General features: G+C 73.6%; 19 protein-coding genes and 1 pseudogene. 9 read left to right on the forward strand and 11 right to left on the reverse strand.

Annotated elements, in window-relative coordinates:
* The first annotated feature begins 10 nt into the window (after positions 1-10).
* Together F603_RS0108315 and F603_RS0108320 are read left to right on the forward strand one after the other, a co-directional pair.
* Complete coding sequence (locus F603_RS0108315; RefSeq protein ID WP_019545549.1) at positions 11-1321, forward strand: alpha/beta fold hydrolase; 1311 nt, start codon at positions 11-13, stop codon at positions 1319-1321.
* 112 nt (positions 1322-1433) lie between these two features.
* The gene (locus tag F603_RS0108320; protein ID WP_019545550.1) at positions 1434-1835 is read left to right on the forward strand and encodes a hypothetical protein; all 402 of its coding nucleotides are present in this window, start codon (positions 1434-1436) and stop codon (positions 1833-1835) included.
* A gap of 3 nt (positions 1836-1838) precedes the next feature.
* On the opposite strand, the gene F603_RS0108325 is transcribed toward F603_RS0108320, so the two are convergent.
* Both F603_RS0108325 and F603_RS0108330 read right to left on the reverse strand, forming a co-directional pair.
* The gene (locus F603_RS0108325; protein ID WP_019545551.1) at positions 1839-2243 is read right to left on the reverse strand and encodes a DnaJ family domain-containing protein; all 405 of its coding nucleotides are present in this window, start codon (positions 2241-2243) and stop codon (positions 1839-1841) included.
* A gap of 47 nt (positions 2244-2290) precedes the next feature.
* Positions 2291-3382 (reverse strand): amidohydrolase family protein, encoded by a 1092-nt coding sequence (locus F603_RS0108330; protein ID WP_019545552.1) that lies wholly within the window; start codon positions 3380-3382, stop codon positions 2291-2293.
* Here F603_RS0108330 and F603_RS36370 point away from each other — a divergent pair.
* The 6 genes and pseudogenes from F603_RS36370 to thpD all read left to right on the forward strand — a co-directional run.
* Positions 3381-3617 (forward strand): annotated as a pseudogene (locus tag F603_RS36370) (hypothetical protein); the annotation flags it as partial. The gene F603_RS0108330 and the pseudogene F603_RS36370 sit on opposite strands and share 2 nt — an antisense overlap.
* Positions 3618-3697: 80 nt before the next feature.
* Entirely contained in the window at positions 3698-3907 is a 210-nt protein-coding gene (locus F603_RS36375) for a hypothetical protein (protein WP_019545553.1), read from the forward strand.
* A gap of 408 nt (positions 3908-4315) precedes the next feature.
* Positions 4316-4828: a diaminobutyrate acetyltransferase gene (gene ectA, locus F603_RS0108340; protein ID WP_019545554.1), complete on the forward strand. Its 513-nt coding sequence runs from the start codon at positions 4316-4318 to the stop codon at positions 4826-4828.
* Between the two features lie 120 nt (positions 4829-4948).
* Positions 4949-6217 carry a diaminobutyrate--2-oxoglutarate transaminase gene (ectB, locus tag F603_RS0108345; protein ID WP_019545555.1) on the forward strand — a complete coding sequence of 423 codons (1269 nt, stop codon included), beginning with the start codon at positions 4949-4951 and terminating at the stop codon, positions 6215-6217.
* A 196-nt stretch (positions 6218-6413) separates the two neighbouring features.
* The gene (locus F603_RS0108350) at positions 6414-6818 is read left to right on the forward strand and encodes an ectoine synthase (RefSeq protein WP_019545556.1); all 405 of its coding nucleotides are present in this window, start codon (positions 6414-6416) and stop codon (positions 6816-6818) included.
* Between the two features lie 71 nt (positions 6819-6889).
* Positions 6890-7789, forward strand: coding sequence for an ectoine hydroxylase (thpD, locus tag F603_RS0108355; protein WP_019545557.1), 900 nt, complete (start codon positions 6890-6892; stop codon positions 7787-7789).
* Between the two features lie 67 nt (positions 7790-7856).
* Here thpD and F603_RS0108360 read toward each other — a convergent pair whose 3' ends face one another.
* Entirely contained in the window at positions 7857-9377 is a 1521-nt protein-coding gene (locus tag F603_RS0108360; protein WP_019545558.1) for an aldehyde dehydrogenase (NADP(+)), read from the reverse strand.
* A gap of 130 nt (positions 9378-9507) precedes the next feature.
* On the opposite strand from F603_RS0108360, the gene F603_RS0108365 reads away from it, so the two are divergent.
* Positions 9508-10278, forward strand: a complete 771-nt coding sequence (locus F603_RS0108365; protein ID WP_019545559.1) for an IclR family transcriptional regulator — start codon at positions 9508-9510, stop codon at positions 10276-10278.
* Positions 10279-10374: 96 nt separating this feature from the next.
* On the opposite strand, the gene F603_RS0108370 is transcribed toward F603_RS0108365, so the two are convergent.
* The 8 genes from F603_RS0108370 to F603_RS31850 form a co-directional block, all read right to left on the reverse strand.
* Entirely contained in the window at positions 10375-11262 is an 888-nt protein-coding gene (locus tag F603_RS0108370; RefSeq protein WP_019545560.1) for a polysaccharide pyruvyl transferase family protein, read from the reverse strand.
* Entirely contained in the window at positions 11259-12263 is a 1005-nt protein-coding gene (locus F603_RS0108375; protein WP_019545561.1) for a glycosyltransferase family 9 protein, read from the reverse strand. The genes F603_RS0108370 and F603_RS0108375 overlap by 4 nt, the downstream gene beginning before the upstream one ends.
* Positions 12260-13738, reverse strand: a complete 1479-nt coding sequence (gene rfaE2 / locus F603_RS0108380; protein WP_019545562.1) for a D-glycero-beta-D-manno-heptose 1-phosphate adenylyltransferase — start codon at positions 13736-13738, stop codon at positions 12260-12262. The genes F603_RS0108375 and rfaE2 overlap by 4 nt, the downstream gene beginning before the upstream one ends.
* A 38-nt stretch (positions 13739-13776) precedes the next feature.
* On the reverse strand, positions 13777-14475 hold the full coding sequence (locus tag F603_RS0108385) for a D-sedoheptulose-7-phosphate isomerase (RefSeq protein ID WP_019545563.1): 699 nt from the start codon (positions 14473-14475) through the stop codon (positions 13777-13779).
* Positions 14476-14547: 72 nt separating this feature from the next.
* Complete coding sequence (locus F603_RS0108390) at positions 14548-15801, reverse strand: glycosyltransferase (protein WP_019545564.1); 1254 nt, start codon at positions 15799-15801, stop codon at positions 14548-14550.
* On the reverse strand, positions 15798-16766 hold the full coding sequence (locus F603_RS0108395) for a glycosyltransferase (RefSeq protein WP_019545565.1): 969 nt from the start codon (positions 16764-16766) through the stop codon (positions 15798-15800). The genes F603_RS0108390 and F603_RS0108395 overlap by 4 nt, the downstream gene beginning before the upstream one ends.
* Positions 16763-17818: a glycosyltransferase family 9 protein gene (locus tag F603_RS0108400; RefSeq protein ID WP_019545566.1), complete on the reverse strand. Its 1056-nt coding sequence runs from the start codon at positions 17816-17818 to the stop codon at positions 16763-16765. Before F603_RS0108400 ends, F603_RS0108395 begins: the two co-directional genes overlap by 4 nt.
* The gene (locus tag F603_RS31850) at positions 17815-18342 is read right to left on the reverse strand and encodes a D-glycero-alpha-D-manno-heptose-1,7-bisphosphate 7-phosphatase (RefSeq protein ID WP_019545567.1); all 528 of its coding nucleotides are present in this window, start codon (positions 18340-18342) and stop codon (positions 17815-17817) included. Before F603_RS31850 ends, F603_RS0108400 begins: the two co-directional genes overlap by 4 nt.
* Positions 18343-18551: the final 209 nt, after the last annotated feature.

The following is an 18551-nucleotide window of genomic DNA, read 5'->3' on the forward strand; positions in this document are numbered from 1 at the left end:
GAGAGCCGCCTTGCCCGTACTGCACCACCCGGGGACCGTCCTCACCGACCACCGCTTCAGCCTCCCCCTCGACCACGAGCAGCCCTCGGGCGAGCGGATCGAGGTGTACGCGCGGGAGGTCGTCGCCGCAGGACGCGAGGACGAGCGACTCCCCTGGCTGCTCTTCCTCCAGGGCGGCCCGGGCAACCGCGCGCCCCGCCCCGTCGGCGCGGAGCACTGGCTCCGAGTCGCCCTGGAGCACTACCGCGTGCTCCTCCTCGACCAGCGCGGCACCGGCCGCTCCACCCCCGCCGACGCGACCACGCTCCCGCTCCGCGGCACCCCTGAGCAGCAGGCGGCGTACCTGGCCCACTTCCGCGCCGACGCGATCGTCCGCGACGCCGAGGCGATCCGCCGCGAGCTGCTCGGCGAGGACGTCCGCTGGTCCCTGCTCGGCCAGAGCTTCGGCGGCTTCTGCGCCCTCACCTACCTCTCGCAGGCGCCAGAGGGCCTCCGCGAGGCGTTCGTCACCGGCGGCCTCCCCGGCCTGCACACCTCGGCGGACGACGTCTACCGCGCCGCCTACCCGCGCGTGGCCCGCAAGGTCACGGCGCACTACGCGCGCTACCCGCAGGACGCCGCGACCGTGCGGCGGATCGCGGCACACCTCCTCGAGACCGACGTACGCCTCCCGGACGGCAGCCCGCTCACCGCCGCCAGGTTCCAGTTCCTCGGGAAGATGCTCGGCGAGACGACCGGCTCGCACCGCCTCCACTACCTGCTGGAAGACGCCTGGACCAGGGGGAGTTCGGGCCACGTGCTCTCCGAGGCGTTCCTGGAGCAGGTCCGCTCCGCCGTCTCCTTCGCCGGCGACCCGCTCTTCGCCGCGCTCCACGAGGCGATATACGCCCAGCGGTCGGTCACACCCCGCGGCACCCGCTGGGCGGCCCAGCGGGTACGCGCCGAGTTCCCCGAGTTCGACGCGGCGAGGTCCGTGGCGGACGGCCTCCCCGTCCTCCTCACGGGCGAGATGATCTACCCCTGGATGTTCACCACCGACCCATCCCTGCGCCCCCTCGACGAGACGGCGCACCTCCTCGCCGAACGCACCGACTGGCCCGACCTCTACGCCCCCGACCGCCTCGCCCGCAACGACGTGCCGGTCCTCGCCGCCGTCTACGACGACGACATGTACGTGGACCGCGACGCGTCCCTCGCCACCGCGGCGGCCTTCCCCGGCGTGCGGCCCTGGGTCACCGACACGTGGGACCACGACGGCCTGCGGGTCAGCGAGGGCGCCGTGCTGCGGCGGCTCTTCGACATGGCAGCCGGTCGGCTCTGACCAGGACCGCCGAGCGGGCGACACCCGGCATGTCCACCACGCCCGGGACGGTGGCGAGTTGAGACCCTGTCGACGCTCCCGCACGCACCGCCCCTCCCGGGAAGGGACCCCGATGCCCGCTCGCCCCCTCGCCCTCTGCGCCGCCGCGGCGCTGGCCGCGCTCTCCGTCCTCGTCGCCCCCGCGCACGCGACCGCGGAACAGACCTCGCCCGTCCGGCACCGGGCGGCATCGGCCTGCCTCTCGCACGCCGTCTCCTACAACACGAAGGCCGACAGCTTCATCCCCCACCCCCGCGGCACGTACCGCGCGTCGTCCCGGTGCAAGGACATCAACCTGCGCATTGCCTCGGGCGGCGCCACGAAGGTCTGCGTCCGCTTCCACCCGGGTCCGGACTGCGCACGCAAGGTCCGCGTCGGCGCCAAGTGGAAGGTGATCGCGAGCAACGTACGCAACGGCGCGCGGTTCCAGGTCGTCTTCGACGGCCAGTTCCACAAGGGGCGGATCGCCTACTGACGCTCACGCCGAGGGGCGGCGCTCCCGCCAGACGGCGACGAGCCGCTCCTCGTCGAGCGGAGCGACGTTCAGCGGCGGGCCCTCCGGCGGGTTCCGGATCGCGGCCCTGATCTTCTCGTTCACCTCGCGCACGCTCGCCCGCACCTCGGCCTCGCTGCGCGCCGTCACCGCCTGCTCGCGCACCTGCTCGGCCTCCTTGCGCAGGACGAGGGCGGGCGGCAGATAGCTGAGGCTCTCGCGCTCGGCCTTCTCACGGAGCCACCAGTACTCGTCGTACGGCTGGTCGAGGCTGCGCAGCGGCTTGCCCTTGCCGGGCAGGTCGTCGAACTCGCCGCGCTGCTCGGCCTCCCTGATCTGACGGTCGGCCCAGGACTCGAAGCTGATCCCCGGCGGTTTGCGCTCGGTCATGATGCGGCCCCCTGGAGTCGGTGACCCGCCCAAGGATACGGCCTCCGCTAACGCACCACCCCGCGCAGTACCACGTGCTCGGGCGCCGTCAACACCCGTACGTCGGCCCGCGGGTCCTCCGGGTAGACGACGAGGTCGGCCGAGGCTCCCTCCTCGATCCCCGGCCGCCCCAGCCAGGACCGCGCGCCCCAGGCGGCGGCGGAGAGCGCCTCGGTGGCGGGGATGCCGGCCCTGACGAGTTCGGCGACCTCCTCGCCGACGAGGCCGTGCGCGAGCGAACCGCCGGCGTCCGTCCCCGCGTAGACGGAGATTCCCGCGTCCCGCGCCGCCCGGACCGTCTCGTACCTGCGCGCGTGGAGCCGGCGCATGTGCGCGGACCAGCGCGGGTACTTGGCCTCGCCGCCGTCGGCGAGCCCGGGGAAGGTGGCGATGTTGACGAGCGTGGGGACGATGGCGGTGCCCCGTTCGGCGAAGAGCGGGATCGTGTCCTCGGTGAGCCCTGTGGCGTGCTCGATGCAGTCGATCCCGGCCTCGACGAGGTCGCGGAGCGAGTCCTCGGCGAAGCAGTGCGCGGTGACCCTCGCGCCCTCCTCGTGCGCCGCGTTGATCGCCTCCTCGATCGCCCAGCGCGGCCAGCACGCGCTCAGATCGCCCTCCTCCCGGTCGATCCAGTCACCGACGATCTTCACCCAGCCGTCGCCGCGCTTGGCCTCGTTCCGGACGTAGGCGGCGAGGTCGCCCGGCTCGATCTCGTGCGCGTAGTTGCGGACGTAGCGCCTGGTGCGGGCGATGTGGCGGCCGGCGCGGATGATCCTGGGGAGGTCGTCGCGGTCGTCGATCCAGCGGGTGTCGGCGGGCGAGCCGGCGTCGCGGAGCAGCAGGGCGCCGGCGCCGCGGTCGGTGAGCGCCTGGTCCTCGCTCTGCTGCTCCGGTACCGCGCCGTGCGCGTCGAGGCCGACGTGGCAGTGCGCGTCGACGAGCCCGGGCAGCACCCAACCGTGCAGCCGCGTCTGCGCACCGGCCGCCGTCCCCGGCCGCTCGAAGGTGATCCGCCCGTCGACGACCCAGAGTTCGTCCCGTACGTCCTCGGGGCCGACGAGCACCCGCCCCGTGATGTGCAGCGTTCCGCTCTCAACCATGGGGGCACCCTACGAGCAGCGGTGCGCGGCTGGGTACACGGTACGGAACAGCGCGGGCCTAGTCGGCCGCCAGCGCGGCGTCGACGGAGGTGTGCAGGTCCTCGGGCACGGCACCGTGCGCGGAGTCGCAACTGCTGCTGACCCGGGGCCCGTTGATCGTGACCTTCTACCGGGCGCCTGGTGCCCTTTCTGCAACGTCGCGTTCCGCGCACTCCGGAAGCACCTGCCGCGGTTCACCGAACGAGGGGCCCAACTCGTCGCCGTCTCCCCGCAGATACCCGACGAGTCGCGTACGAGCAGCTCGGCTTCGATCTGGTGCGCGTCAACGGCGGCCATCCGCGCACACCGTCGATCCCGGCGACGTACCTCCTCGACCGCAACGGCACCGTCCGTTGGTCCTTCGTCGACACGGACTGCACCCGCCGTGCGGAGCCGGCCGAACTGCTCGTAAGGCTCGACGAGTTGAAGGCCGAGGAGAGGCGCATGCCCCAAGGGTCCGGAGAAGGCGGGAAGACGCCCCGGTGAACCGCAGTCAACTTATTCGGGAAAACTCTGTCCTCACCGCACCCCATACAATAGAGTGCATTCGGCGGCAGGCTTTCAGAGCACAGGTTCCCGTTTTCTTCTGCCCGCTTTCGCCCACCTCAAACGCCATGATTTCAGGGGCCGTTAGCCGGTAATTCGGACGCCTCTCACATCGGTTACCGCGGTGTGACACATTCCACAACGCGCCCTTTTTGCCCAGGCGAATCCGGACATGGGCGGTGATCAGCGCGGGGGTCTGCGCGCCTGCGCGCCCCCGCGCGATAACACAAGACCCCCGGGACACGTAACCCCGCACGCCCGTGCAGTTTGAGATTCTGCTAGGTAAATTAAATCCGCATGACCGCCGCACAAGCAGAAGATGCACGTGCCCGCAGCGATTTCCGGGAAATGCCGGAGGGACTGAAGCTGGACGCTCCCCGCGTGGCCGACGGAGCCGCGATCTGGCGTATCGCCAGGGACTCGGGGACGCTCGACCTGAACTCCTCGTACAGCTACCTGCTGTGGTGCAGGGACTACGCGGCCACCTCCGTGGTCGCCCGCGACGAGGCAGGCACCCCGGTCGGCTTCATCACCGGTTACATACGTCCCGACCACCCGGAGACGCTCCTCGTCTGGCAGGTAGCCGTCGACGAGGCGGCGCGCGGACGCGGACTGGCGGCGGCGATGCTCGACGGGCTCTCGGCGCGCACCGCCCGCGAGCTCGGCACGGCCGGGATCGAGACCACGGTCACCCCCGACAACATCCCCTCGAACCGGCTGTTCACCTCCTACGCGGAGCGCCACGGCGCGCCCGTCGCCAAGGAGGTCCTCTTCGAAGCGGAGGCGTTCCCCGAGGAGGGCCACGAGCCCGAAGTGCTGTACCGGATAGGCCCGGTGGCGCTCGCCGACGAACGGCGCTGACCACCGCCGCAGGCGCGCGCCCGACCGCTGCCCTGCCCCGACCGCGCACCGTCCACCGCCGATGCGCCCCAAAAGCCCCGATCACACTCCTCGCACACGACCCACTCCCTGGAGCAAGCCGTGACCATCACCCAGCCTGACCTCAGCGTCTTCGAGACCGTGGAGTCGGAGGTGCGCAGCTACTGCCGTGGCTGGCCCACCGTCTTCGACCGCGCGCAGGCGTCCCACATGTACGACGAGGACGGGCACGCCTACCTCGACTTCTTCGCCGGCGCCGGAACCCTCAACTACGGCCACAACAACCCCGTGCTCAAACGCGCGCTCCTCGACTACCTGGAGCGGGACGGCGTCGTGCACGGCCTCGACATGTCGACGAGCGCCAAGCGGGCGTTCCTCGAGACGTTCAAGTCGACGATCCTCGAGCCGCGCGACCTGCCGTACAAGGTCATGTTCCCCGGGCCGACCGGCACCAACGCCGTCGAGGCGGCGCTGAAGCTCGCCCGGAAGGTCAAGGGGCGCGAGTCGATCGTCTCCTTCACCAACGCCTTCCACGGGATGTCGCTCGGCTCCCTCGCCGTCACCGGCAACGCCTTCAAGCGGGCGGGCGCCGGCATCCCGCTCGTCCACGGCACCCCGATGCCGTTCGACGACTACCTCGACGGCAAGGTCGACGACTTCCTCTGGTTCGAGCGCCTCCTGGAGGACCAGGGCTCGGGGCTCAACAAGCCGGCCGCCGTGATCGTCGAGAGCGTGCAGGGCGAGGGCGGCATCAACGTGGCGCGCACAGAGTGGCTCCGGGCCCTCTCCGACCTGTGCACCCGGCACGACATGCTGCTCATCCTCGACGACATCCAGATGGGCTGCGGCCGCACCGGCGCCTTCTTCTCCTTCGAGGAGGCGGGCATCAAGCCGGACATCGTCACCCTGTCGAAGTCGATCGGCGGTTACGGGCTGCCGCTGGCGCTCACCCTCTTGAAGCCGGAGCTCGACGTCTGGGAGCCCGGTGAGCACAACGGCACCTTCCGCGGCAACAACCCGGCGTTCGTCACCGCGACCGCCGCGCTGGAGACGTACTGGACCGACGGCCAGATGGAGAAGCAGACCATCAGCCGGGGCGAGCAGGTCGAGGCCGCGCTCAAGGCGATCGCCGACGAGCACCCGGGCGAGATCGCGGACTTCCGCGGCCGCGGCCTCGTGTGGGGGCTGGAGTTCGAGGAGAAGGCCCGCGCCGACCGCGTCGCGAAGCGTGCCTTCGAGCACGGGCTGCTCATCGAGACCTCCGGCCCGCAGAGCGAGGTGATCAAGCTGCTCCCCGCGCTCACCATCGCCCCGGAGGAGCTCGACGAGGGCCTGCGCATCCTCGCGCGCTCCGTCCGCGAAGCCGCGTAGCACCGCGGTTCCCCCGACGCGCCGTCCCCGCGCGAGCATCAGGCCCGCGGTGACGGTCGCCACCGGCCCGTCCCGGTACCACCCGGGGCGGGCCGCCCCCTTGAGAGGGCACCCGCGCACGCCGCCCCGGCGCCGCGACGGGAGAGGAGAACCGGCCCGCCCGGGCCGGACACCGAGAGAGAGGCACCAGCACACCGTGATCGTTCGTTCGTTCAAGGACATCGAGGGCACCGACCGCCACATCAAGTCGGCCTCAGGCACGTGGGAGAGCAAGCGGATCGTCCTCGCCAAGGAGAAGGTCGGCTTCTCGCTCCACGAAACAATCCTTTACGCGGGTACAGAGACGGATATGTGGTACGCAAACCACATCGAGGCCGTACTCTGCGTGGAGGGCGAGGCCGAACTCACCAACCGAGAGACCGGTGAGAAGCACTGGATCACCCCCGGAACGATGTACCTCCTGAACGGGCACGAGAAGCACACGATGCGCCCGAAGACCGACTTCCGGTGCATCTGCGTCTTCAACCCGCCCGTGACGGGCCGGGAGGACCACGACGAGAACGGCGTCTACCCGCTGCTCACCGAGCCGGACGAGGGCTGACCGCAGTTCGAGGCCGGCCGGCCGCACCGCCCATGTGACAGGGCCGTACGAGAGGAGAGGAAGGCACATTCATGACCACCGCACCCGAGCGCACCGCCGACCTGTACCCGACTCGTGGCGCCACCGAGGTGGCGACGCCGCGGATGGACCCCGTCGTGTGGTCCGAGCCGGGTACGTCCGGGCCCATCGAGGCTTCGGACCTGGCGGGCTTCGAGCGGGACGGGTTCCTCGCCGTCGACCAGCTCCTCACACCCGATGAGGTTGCTGAGTGCGGCAGGGAACTGGGACGGCTCACCTCTGACCCGGAGATCCGGGCCGACGAGCGCTCGATCGTCGAGCCGAAGTCGGACGAGATCCGGTCGGTGTTCGAGGTGCACAAGATCAGCGAGGTCTTCGCGAAACTGGTGCGCGACCCGCGCGTGCTGGACCGGGCGCGGCAGATCCTGGGTTCGGACGTCTACGTCCACCAGTCCAGGATCAACCTCAAGCCCGGCTTCGGCGCATCGGGTTTCTACTGGCACTCGGACTTCGAGACCTGGCACGCGGAGGACGGACTGCCGAACATGCGGACCGTCTCGGTCTCCATCGCGCTGACCGAGAACTACGACACCAACGGCGGTTTGATGATCATGCCGGGGTCGCACAAGACCTTCCTCGGCTGCGCGGGCGAGACCCCGCGCGACAACTACAAGAAGTCGCTGCAGATGCAGGACGCCGGGACCCCGTCCGACGAGGCGCTCACCAAGTTCGCCGAGGCGCACGGGATCAAGCTGTTCACGGGCAAGCCCGGTTCGGCGACCTGGTTCGACTGCAACTGCATGCACGGAAGCGGTGACAACATCACTCCGTACTCGCGGAGCAACGTCTTCATCGTCTTCAACAGCGTCGAGAACACCGCCGTCGAGCCCTTCGCGGCCCCGGTCCGACGCCCCGAGTTCATCGGGGCGCGTGACTTCACCCCGGTGAAGTGACGGGCTGAGCCCAGGGGATGTGGGGCGGGACCGCATGACGGTCCCGCCCCACGTTCGTGCGTACGGCTCAGCCCTCCCTGCGACCGTCGACGCGGCGGGGCAGCCCGAGCGGGTTGCCGTCGCGCAGCTCGGGCGGGAGGAGCGGCTCGGGGGTGTTCTGGTACGCCACCGGGCGCAGCCAGCGCTCGATCGCCGTGGCACCGACCGAGGTCGACGTCGACGTGGTGGCCGGGTAGGGGCCGCCGTGGTGCTGCGCGGGGGCGACGGCGACGCCGGTCGGCCAGCCGTCGACGACCAACCGGCCGGCGAGCGGGGCGAGTCGGGCGAGCAGCTCGGCGCCCCTCCCCTTCTCCTCGCCCGCTTCTTCGGCGCCCACGTGCACCGTGGCTGTCAGGTTGCCCGGGAGCACCGCGAGCACGGCGCCGGCCTCCTCCGCGTCCCGGTACCGCGCGACGACGGTGACGGGGCCGAAGCACTCCTCCAACAGCAGCTCGTGCGGGCCCGGTTCGGCCAGCCGGCGGGCCGGCACGGTGAGGAACCCGGCGGCCACCGTGTTCTCCGCCGCGCCCTCGCCCGCGGCGACCGGCGCCTCCACGCCTTCGAGTCCGGCGCGGCGGCGCACGCCTGCGAGGAACGCCTCCCGCATCCGCGCGTCGAGGAGCGGCCCGGCCGGTGCAGCGGCCAGCGCCTCACCGAGCGAGGCCAACAGGCCGTCGCCCGCTGCGCCTTCGGGGACGAGGACGAGCCCCGGCTTCACGCAGAACTGGCCCGTGCCCTGGGTGACCGAACCCGCGAGCCCGGCGCCGATCTCGTCGGGGCGCTCGTCCGCCGCCTGCTCGGTGACGACGACCGGGTTGAGCGAGCCGAGTTCGCCGTGGAACGGGATCGGACGCGGGCGGGCCGCCGCGGCGTCGAAAAGGGCGCGGCCGCCGCGCACGGAACCCGTGAAGCCGGCCGCTGCGACCAACGGGTGCTCCACCAGGGCGATTCCGGCGTCGAAGCCGTGGACCACGGTGAGCACCTCGGCCGGCAACCCGACGGAGGCGGCCGCTCGCCGCAGGGCTGCGGCGCAGAGTTGGGAGGTGGCGGGGTGGTCGGGGTGGGCCTTGACGACGACGGGGCAGCCCGCCGCAAGAGCGCTCGCCGTGTCGCCTCCCGGGACGGAGAAGGCGAGCGGGAAGTTGGAGGCGGCGTAGACGGCGACGACTCCGAGCGGCATCTTGACGCGGCGCAGGTCGGGGAGCGGCGGGATGCGCTGCGGGTCGGCGTGGTCGACGGTGGCGCCCAAGTAGGCGCCGTCGTCCAACTCGTCGGCGAACGCGCGCAGTTGCGCGGCGGTGCGGGCCATCTCGCCGTCGAGGCGGGCGGTGCCGAGAGCGGTCTCGGCGTCGGCGACGGGCACGATCTCGCCCTGTGCGTCGAGGAGTTCGGCCGAGGCCGCGCGCAGGAAGGCGGCGCGCCCCGCACGGTCGGCGAGGCTGTCGCCCGCGCGGTGCGCCGCCTGCACCGCGGCGTCGACGTCGGCGGCCGTGGCCTCCTCGGTCACCTGCTCGCGCCGGTTTCCGGTCCTGGGGTCGACGCTCCACACTGGAACTGTCAACGAAAGCCTCCTGACGGGCGGTTGGGGGTCCAGCCCTCTCGTTCGATATGCTGAACACCATCCCGGTAAGTGAATATGCGGGGACTGTATGGCCGTGCGAACAAGGGGGTCAAGGTCGATGGCGGCAGACGGGACGGGTGGTTCGCAGGTCAAGTCGGCCGTGCGGACGGTGGAGTTGCTGGAGTACTTCGCCGGGCGGCCGGGGATGCACTCGCTCGCGGCCGTCCAGGAGGCCGTCGGGTATCCGAAGTCGAGCCTCTACATGCTGCTGCGCACGCTCGTCGACCTCGGCTGGGTGGAGACCGACCTCACCGGTACCCGCTACGGCATCGGGGTGCGCGCCCTCCTCGTCGGCACCTCCTACATCGACGGCGACGAGGTGGTGGCCGCCGCCCGCCCCACCCTGGACCGCCTCTCCGACGACACGACCGAGACGATCCACCTCGCCAGGCTCGACGGCACCAACGTCGTCTACCTCGCCACCCGCCAGTCGCAGCACTACCTCCGCCCGTTCACCCGCGTCGGCCGCCGCCTCCCCGCGCACTCCACCTCGCTCGGCAAGGCGCTCCTCGCCACCCACAGCGACGACGAGGTGCGGGCCCTGCTGCCGGCGGAGCTTCCGCAGCTCACCGAGCACACCCACACCGACCGCGAAAAGCTCGTCGAGGAACTGCACGCGATACGCGCGCGCGGCTTCGCCGTCGACCGCGAGGAGAACACCCTCGGACTGCGCTGCTTCGGCGTCGCCGTCCCCTACCGCACGCCGGCGCGCGACGCGATCAGCTGCTCCGTCCCGGTCGCCCGCCTCACCTCCGCGCACGAGCAGACGATCCAGGCCGCGCTCCTCGACGCGAGGGACCGGCTGACGCTCGCCACCCGGCGGCTGTGAAACGCGGGCCCGGCCGAACTCCTCGCCCGATCGGCCGCGTTGGGGGGCGCGACGTGCGCTCACGCCCCGCCTGCGCGTCACACCACGTCAAGGCCCTCACGCGAAGAGCGTGGACCGCAGCGCCGCGGCGACGAGGTCCGGCGGCGGGGAGGCGGCGTGGGCCGCGGCACGTGCAGGGCCCTCGGTGCGGACCCACTCCCACCAGTACGCAAGGGTGGCGTCGTCCATCTGCTCGGCGTGGACGAGGGCGGGCCAACGCATCGCCTGCGCCTGCGCGCTGACCTTCGCGCCCCCCGCCACCGGGTCGACGGCGAGTGCCGGGACGCCGGAGCGCAGCGCGAGCACGAGGCCGTGGAGACGGTCGGTGACCACCAGGTCGAGCCGGGAGAGCACGGCGTCCCACTGCTCGGGGGTGCGGCACAGGCGCCAGTCGCGGTCGTCCAGCCGCGTCTCCAACGGCAGCCGTGCGCAGTCCTGTCGGGCGAGCCAGCCGGTTACCCGCTCGGCCGTCCCCTCGTGGCGGCGGCGACCCCCGTACTCCTGCTGTCCGCCGGTGAGGACGACCCCGACGACGGGCGGCAGCGTGCGCGGCGGCCGGGTGCCTGCGGAGAGGTCGGCCAAAGGGGCGACGTCCGGGCCGTCCCGCGCGATCACCTCGTGGAAGCCGCGTACGGCCGGGTCCCCGGGGTCGATGACCGAGACGCCGACGGCGAGGCGGCGGCAGTGCGCGTACTCCTCGTGGAGCCCGGCGACCTGCGGTCCGTGCAGGGGCCCGCAGACGAACAACAGCAGGCCGTAGCGCCCGGGTTCGACGTCACGGAAGGACAGCGCGCCCGGACGGAACCCTGGACTCCACACGACGTCGTAGGGCACTCGCCGCTCCCGCATCACCTCCTCGACACGGCGCAGCGCGAGCACGTCCCCCGCCGTCGCCTCCCCCTCGAGGAAGCTGAACCAGCCGGTGAGCAGCGCCCGGACGCTCACGACGCGGGCCCGGGGAAGTGGACGGGCCGCGGGCGCGGCAGGGCCTCGACGGCCTCCACGACCTCGTGGGGAGCGAGCCGGAGCAGCCGCGGGTCGGGCAGCGGACCGTGCGGGTCGCCGGGGGCCGCGCCGTCCAGCGGGCCGGGGCGCCACAGCGGGCGGTGCCTGTCGTGCGGAGGCGGTCCCCACACCGCGGGCGAGACGGGCCCGAAGAGGACGACCGAGGGTGTGGCCAGGGCCGAGGCGAGGTGGGCCAGCCCCGTGTCGCCGACGACGACCGCGCGCGCCTCGGCCACCAGCGTCGCGAGCGTCCCGAAGGGCAACCCCTCGGGACCGCCGAGCACCGCGCCGCGAGGCAGTCCGGCCCGCTCGGCGACCCCGTGTGCGAGCGCCCCCTCCCGCGCACCGTGCGTGACGACGACCTCGGCGCCCCGGTCGCTCAACTCCCGCGCCACGGAGGCGAACCGGTCGGCGGGCCAGCGCCGCGCCCCCGCGTCGGCGCCGGGGTGCACGACGACGGCGCCGGGCGCGGGCGAGGCCGCGCCCGGGCGGGGCAGCAGCAGGTCCGCGGGGTCCGCGGGGATGCCGTACCAGGTCAACAGGCGGCACCAGCGGGCGCGTTCGTGCTCGTCCGGCCGCCAGGAGGGTCCGGACGCCTCGGCGTAGGCGAAGAGGCGTCCGGGGGCGAGACGGGCGAGGAGGTCCCTGCTGGGTGGTCCGTTGCCGTGCAGGTCGAGGGCGAGTCGCGGCGGTTCGGGCCAGGGCCACGGCACCTCCTCCGGCACCTCCCGGCCGGCGCCGCCCGTCGGGAGCAGCACGTCCGCAGCCTCGGTCGTACGCACCGCCTCTTCGAGCGACTGCGGTGCGGCGAGGACGAGTTGGTGGCCGGGAAGGGCCCGGCGCAGCGCCCGCAGCGCCGGGACGGCGGTGAGCAGATCGCCGAGGCCGAGCGCCCGCAGCGCCAGCACGCGCGGGCCGCCCCCGGCGCCCTCGCCCGTCATGACGGCGGCTCGCCCGTGGGCTCCCCTGCGGCGCGGCGCGCCAGAGCGGTCGTCGAGCGGCCGTCCAGGTAGGGCAGGAGCAGCACCCGGCCGCCCCACTCCTCCAGGGTGTCCGCCTCCGGGAGCCGCTCGGTGCCGTAGTCGCCGCCCTTCACCCAGACGTGCGGGCGCAGTTCGCGGAGCAGGTCGCTCGGGGTGCTCTCGTCGAAGACGGCGATGGCGTCCACGCAGTCGAGCCCGGCGAGCACCGAGACCCGGTCGGCCTGTGGCGTGAGCGGGCGGCCCTCGCCCTTGAGGCGGCGCACCGAATGGTCGGAGTTGAGGCAGACGATGAGGCAGTCGCCGGTGCGGCGGGCGTTCTGCAACATGCCGACGTGGCCCGCGTGGAGCAGATCGAAGCAGCCGCCCGTCGCGACCACCGTCCCGCCGCGCGCCCGCACTTCGGCGGCGAGCTCCCGCGCGTCGGTCCCCCGTGCGGTCGGCGGCGTGAGCCGCAGACCCGACGCCGCGGACGCCGCGGCACCGTCCCACTGGGTGCGGTCGCGTACCCCGCCGCCCGCGACGAACGCGCCGGAACGGACGACCGCCTCCTGTACGGCCTCCTCCGGCAGCGCCCCGCCCGCCAGCGCCCACGCGGCCGTGGCCGCGAAGCAGTCCCCGGCTCCGCAGGGGTCCCCACCCGCCTCCTGGAGCGCCGGGAAGTACAGCGGCGTCTCGTCCGTCGGCCGGGCGAGCACCGCCCCTTGGCTGCCGAGCGTCACAGCCACCCCCATGCAGCGCCACCGCGAGGCCAGGGCGACGCCGCGCAGCCCGTGCCCGTACGGCCCGTCCTCGTCTAGCCGGCGGGTGTCCTCCTCGGCAGCGCCCTGCTCTGCGGAGTCCTCGGCGCACAGTGCGCGCGCCTCCTCGGCGTTGGGCGTCACCAGCCTGGCGCCCGGCACCGGTGGCTCGCCCTTGGGGTGCGGGTCCCACACGAGCTGCGTGTGCCCGGCGAGGACGGCGAGTTCGGCGCGGAGCCTGGCGGCGACACCGCGCCCGTAGTCGGAGACGAGGATGGTCTGCGCCCCGGCGAGCGCCGCTCGCGCCTCGTCGGTCATCGGGCCGACGGTGCCGCCGCCGCGGTCGAGCCGCAGGAGCGGCCGCCCTTCGGCGCACAGTCTGGTCTTCTCCGGCACGGTCCCGCGCAGCGGCAGCTCGATCAGCCGTACGCGCGGGGCCAGCAACTCCCGTACGAGGGCGTCGGAGCGGCCCTGCCCCAGCGCGGTGATGAGCACGATCTGCGGGACCTCGGGACCCTCGTGCGGCACCGCGGCGGCCAGTACCGCGGCGAGCCCCGCCCCGCCGGGCCTGTGGTGCTCGCCCGTCACGTCGAGGACGGGCGCGGGCGCGTCCGGCGCGAGGCGGTGCGCGTGGCCCTCCACGTCCGTGTCGAGCAACGTGTCGCCGACCACGACGAGTTGGCGGTTCCTGGGCATGGCACGTCCTCCGCTCGGTCCCGGTACGGGAGCCTCCGTCATCTCTCCGGCGCCCAACGGCCGTTCGCCGTGCGCATCAGCCGAGGGGCCTCGCCCTCGGCCGCGGGCTCGGAAGCGATCCCCGCGGACTCGGCGGGCGAGGTCTCCTCCAGCCTGCCGGCGAGCTTTTCCAGCGCGGTGTCGAAGGCTTCGCACAGCAGGTGGACCGCGATGAGGTGCACCTCCTGCACGGTGGCCGTCGTCGCGGCGGTGACACTGAGGACGTCCTCGGCCTCCAGCGCCAACGGGTTGGGGACGGGACCCGTCAACGCCCACACCCGCAGCCCGGCCTCCCTCCCCGCCGCCGCGGCGCGCAGCAGGTTGCCGCTGCGGCCGGAGGTCGAGAGCAGGACGAGGACGTCGCCTGTGCGGCCGTGCGCCGTGACCTGCCGCGCGTAGACGTCGTCGAAGCCGTAGTCGTTGCCGATCGCCGTCACCGCCGAGGTGTCCGCGTGGAGCGAGACGGCGGAGTACGGTGCGCGCTCGGCCTGGTAGCGGCCGACGAGCTCCGCCGTCAGGTGTTGGGCCTGTGCGGCGCTGCCGCCGTTGCCGGCGGCCAGGAGCCGGCCGCCCCTGTGGAGCGCGACCGCCAGCCGCTCACCCCAGTCGGCGGCCCGGGCGGCGTGCTCCCGGCGGAAGAGGCCGACGGCCTCTTCGACGGCCAGGCAGTGTGCGTGTGCGGCGTCGAGTGGAAGCATGGCAACGGCCGAAGCGCCGGATGCGGCCGACGGCCTCCCTCCTTCTCCTCGCGGTCTGCGGGGTCTCGGGACTCACGGCGAGGCAGGTGCCGCCGCGGAGCTCAGCGCAGGGGCGCGCGCGGCCAGCACCTGCCGGTAGTGCTCTTCCGTCTGCGCGACCACGCGCGCCCAGCAGTACTTGGCCAGCACCCGGCGCCGTCCCGCGACGCCGAACCGCCGGCCCCTGTCGGGCATCGCCAGCAGCGTCCGGACGGCTTCGGCGAGCGCGTCGGCGTCGTCGGGCGGCACGAGCAGCCCGGTGTCGCCGTGCACGACGGTGTCGCGCTGCCCGCCGACCGCGGTCGCCACCACAGGCGTCCCGCAGCTCATCGCCTCCAGCGGGACGATCCCGAACGGCTCGTACTCCGCCGGGCACAGCACCGCGTCGGCCGCGCGCAGCAACGGCGGCACGTCCTCGCGCGGCAGCCCGCCCGTGAGGTGCACCCGGTCCGCGACGCCGTACTCGCTCGCCAGCCGCCGCAGCCGCTGCACCTCGGCGTCGGCTTCGAGCTCCGCACCCGACGGGCCCCCGGCGACGACGAGTTCGGCGCCGGGGACACGGGCGAGCGCCGCCACCGAGAGGGCGGCGCCCTTCCGCGGCACGAGCCGCCCGACCTGGACGAGCAGCGGCCGTCGGCCCGGCCGCCGCCACTGCGGCCCTTCCGGACTGAAGACCTGCGGATCGACGCCGCAGGGCACGACGGAGATCCGGTCGGACGGCACCAGCATCGCCGCCAGCTCCTCGACCTCGTCGCGGCAGGTGGCGACGATCCGGTCGCAGGCGGTCCCGATCGCCGTCTCGCACGGGATGCGCTCCCCCGGGCTGGTGTCGGCCTCGCCCTGGTGACGCTTCTTGACGGTGCCGAGCGCGTGGTAGGTGTGCAGGAACGGGAGCCCCCGCTCCTGCGCCGCCTGGAGGGTCGCCAACCCGGACATCCAGAAGTGCGAGTGGACCACGTCGGGTCGCTCCGCCGCCCACTGCGCCGAGAGGCAAGCGGCGAACATGCCCATGCAGGGCAGCAGTTCGTCCTTGGGGACCGCCCTCGGCGGGCCTGCCGGCACGTGGTGGACGTCGACGCCGTGCCGCAGCGGCGTCCGCTCCGACAGTTGCGGGGAGTCCCGCCGGGTGTAGACGGTGACCCGGTGCCCGTGGTCGGCGAGCGTCTCGGCGAGCCGCGCCACGTGCACGTTCTGGCCGCCCGCGTCGGCGCCGCCGAGGGCGGCGAGCGGGCTGGCGTGCTCCGAGACGAGTGCGATGCGCAACGGCTTCTCCTTCGCGGTGGTCATCGGCGGGTCACCTCTTCGAGAAGCTGGTCCCAGCGGTGCAGGAAGGTCTTGAGGCCGTAGCGCCCGAGCGCGGCACGCCGCGCCCTTGCACCGTCCTCGGCCGCGGCCTCGGGCTCGTCGAGGTAGTGGCGGGCCGCCTCGGCGAGCACCTCGGGACGGGTGGAGAGCACGCCCGCCCCCGGCGGTACGGCCTCGACCGCCTCGGTGGTGGCGAGCGCGACGACGGGCATGCCGAGGTGCATCGCCTCCAGCAGCGAGAGCCCCAACGAGGTCCATCGCACCGGGTGCACGTAGCAGCGGCGTCGCGCGAGCTCCGCGTGGAGCCCTTCCTGCGGCAGGTCCTGACTTCGGCAGCGTTCGGGCGGCAGCCCCAGGTGCGCGGCGAGCCCGTCGGTGCGCATCCCGAAGACGTCGAGCGGCGCCGCCTCGCTCAGCGCGGGCAGCAGGTCGGTTCCGACGTGCCGACCGCGCCGTACCGGGTCGTTGACGACCACCGCGGCCCGCTCGACCTCGCCCGTCCACCGGTGGCCCGGGTCGACGACGCCGTGCTCGATGACCGTCGTGCGGGTGGTGCCGTTGTCCCAGAAGAGACGGTTGAAGTGGGTGACGTGGACGAGCGTGAGGTCGTCCCGGTCGGCGCACGGGTGCCGGGTGTCGGGCACGGCGCCGTCGGGAGCGTTGTGCTCGAGATAGACCGCGGGAACCTCGCGTCCCGGGCGGCGGCCGCCCAGCCAGCGGGCGGCGAGCTCCGCCTCGTGGGGCCGCTGGAGGACGACGACGTCCACGTCCTCGGTGGCCAACTCCTCGGGTGTGGCCTCCCGTACGGAGTCGGGCCAGGCGAAGGTGCGGGCCCTGCCGAGCCCGTCGGGGCCGCGGTCGGGCAGCACCGGGACCAGGTAGGTGTGCGGGCCCTGCACGAACGCCGTCGTCCAGGAGCCGTGCACGTGCCAGAGCAGGACTCTCATGTGCGGGCCTCCAAGCTCGTGCCGGTGCTCGTCCTCCGCGGGTGCGACGCCGTCAGCAGGTCGAAGGCGGCCAGGACGTCGGCGTCCTCGACGGAGTCGAGGCACGGGTGGCCGTCCACCGGGCAGGAGACCGCGCGGCTCCCCGCGCACGGCGCCTCCTGATCGCCCAGGAGCACGTGCGGCACCCCGAAGGGCGCCCAGCGCTCGGCCGGCACGACGGGCGCGAACAGGCACACCACCGGCGTGCCCACCGCCGCCGCCAGATGCGCGGGCCCGGTGTTGCCGACGAGTACCGCGTCGGCCCGCGCGAGTACGCCGGCGAGTTCGCGGAGCCCCGTCCTGCCGCCCAGGTCGAGCGCGTGGCTCCCGGCGACGGCCGACGTCAGCCTTTTCTCCCGGCGGTCACCGGTGACGACGACGCGGTGGCCGGCGGCAGCGAGCGCCGCCACCGCACGCGCCGCCCGCTGCTCGCTCCACGCCCGGGCCGGCGCCGACGCACCGGGGTGGACGACGATGTACGGGTCGGTGCCTGTCAGTTGGACGGTCTCCGGCGGCGGTGCGGTCGCCAGACCTCCGCCGTCGCCCTCCGGCAGCGCGAAGCCGGAGTCGGCCGCCAGGTCCATGGCGGCCTCCGCCTCGTGCCGGCCGGGTGCGCGGCGGTGCCGCAGGTCGAGGAGCGAGCCCGGGTAGTCCTCGCTGTCGGCGGCGACCCATGCCACTCCGGCCATCTTCAGCAGCAGCGCCGTCGGCAGCGGGCTCTGGTGGTAAGAGGTGAGGACGAGCGCCCGGTCGATCCGCCGCCGGGCGAGGCCGTCGACGAGGGCAGCGCACTCGGCGGGGTCCACGGGCGGCGCGTCCCGCGCGACCCACGGCGCCTCGTGGACCATCACCTCGTCCACGCCCGGCAGCAGCCGCGCCGCGCCCGCACCCGACGGCCCGGCAAGAAGCGTCACGCGCCGCGATCCGGCCGCCGCCATCCGCAGCGCGGGCCCGGCGAGGAGGACGTCGCCGGCGCTGTCGAGCCGGACCACGAGCGTGTGCGGCCGCGTCACGACGGGCCTCCGTACCGTCCCGGCGTCAGGACCGCCGTGCGGACCGCCGTGGCGAGGTCGGGCGCGGTCCGCGGCGCCGCACGTACCTCCTGCGGGCGGGTGGCCGCGTCGGGTACGAGCACCCCGGTGGCTCCGGCACGGTCGGCCGCGGCCATGTCGGTCCCGATGTCGCCGATCACGACGCTCTCCTCCGGCCGCACCCCGAGGACGCGGCACGCCGCGAGGACCAGCCCGGGCTCGGGCTTGCGGCAGGCGCAGCCCGCCTCGGGCGGGTGCGGGCAGAGGACCGTCACCGCGAAGGGCCCGAGCAGCTCCTCCACCCGCCCCTGTACGGCGTCGAGTTGGCGCCTGGAGCGCACACCGCGTCCCAGGTCGGGCTGGTTGGTCACCACCCCTGCCGGCACACCGGCCGACCTGAGCAGCTCCAGCGCCTCCCCCGCGTGCGGGCGCGCCCGCACCCGCTCGGGGTCGGTGTTGTGGGGCACGTCCTCGATGAGGGTCCCGTCGAGATCGAAGAGGACCACCGCCGGCCTCCCCCGAGGGCCCGCGCCGACCCTCGGACCCGGCCGACGGGGCATCCGCAGCAGCGGCCCGCCCGCGCCCTCCCGGCTCCAGGACGCGTCGGGCGATGCTGCGGCGTTCGGGGGTTGGGGGGCGCTGTGCTGCGGGGAGCCGTCTTGGGCGGAGGCGCTCGGAAGCGGGGGATGACGGTACGGAGTTGACACGCTCCACG

The organism is Streptomyces sulphureus DSM 40104 (genome assembly GCF_000381025.1).
In the GTDB taxonomy this organism is placed as follows: domain Bacteria; phylum Actinomycetota; class Actinomycetes; order Streptomycetales; family Streptomycetaceae; genus Streptomyces; species Streptomyces sulphureus.

Bases quoted from the DNA above. Each gene is read 5' to 3' on its own strand.
- F603_RS0108320 (WP_019545550.1), top strand. From the start codon at position 1,434: ATGCCCGCTCGCCCCCTCGCCCTCTGCGCCGCCGCGGCGCTGGCCGCG.
- F603_RS0108325 (WP_019545551.1), bottom strand. From the start codon at position 2,243: ATGACCGAGCGCAAACCGCCGGGGATCAGCTTCGAGTCCTGGGCCGAC.
- F603_RS0108330 (WP_019545552.1), bottom strand. From the start codon at position 3,382: ATGGTTGAGAGCGGAACGCTGCACATCACGGGGCGGGTGCTCGTCGGC.
- ectA (WP_019545554.1), top strand. From the start codon at position 4,316: ATGCCGGAGGGACTGAAGCTGGACGCTCCCCGCGTGGCCGACGGAGCC.
- thpD (WP_019545557.1), top strand. From the start codon at position 6,890: ATGACCACCGCACCCGAGCGCACCGCCGACCTGTACCCGACTCGTGGC.
- F603_RS0108365 (WP_019545559.1), top strand. From the start codon at position 9,508: ATGGCGGCAGACGGGACGGGTGGTTCGCAGGTCAAGTCGGCCGTGCGG.
- F603_RS0108375 (WP_019545561.1), bottom strand. From the start codon at position 12,263: ATGACGGGCGAGGGCGCCGGGGGCGGCCCGCGCGTGCTGGCGCTGCGG.
- rfaE2 (WP_019545562.1), bottom strand. From the start codon at position 13,738: ATGCCCAGGAACCGCCAACTCGTCGTGGTCGGCGACACGTTGCTCGAC.
- F603_RS0108385 (WP_019545563.1), bottom strand. From the start codon at position 14,475: ATGCTTCCACTCGACGCCGCACACGCACACTGCCTGGCCGTCGAAGAG.
- F603_RS0108390 (WP_019545564.1), bottom strand. From the start codon at position 15,801: ATGACCACCGCGAAGGAGAAGCCGTTGCGCATCGCACTCGTCTCGGAG.
- F603_RS0108395 (WP_019545565.1), bottom strand. From the start codon at position 16,766: ATGAGAGTCCTGCTCTGGCACGTGCACGGCTCCTGGACGACGGCGTTC.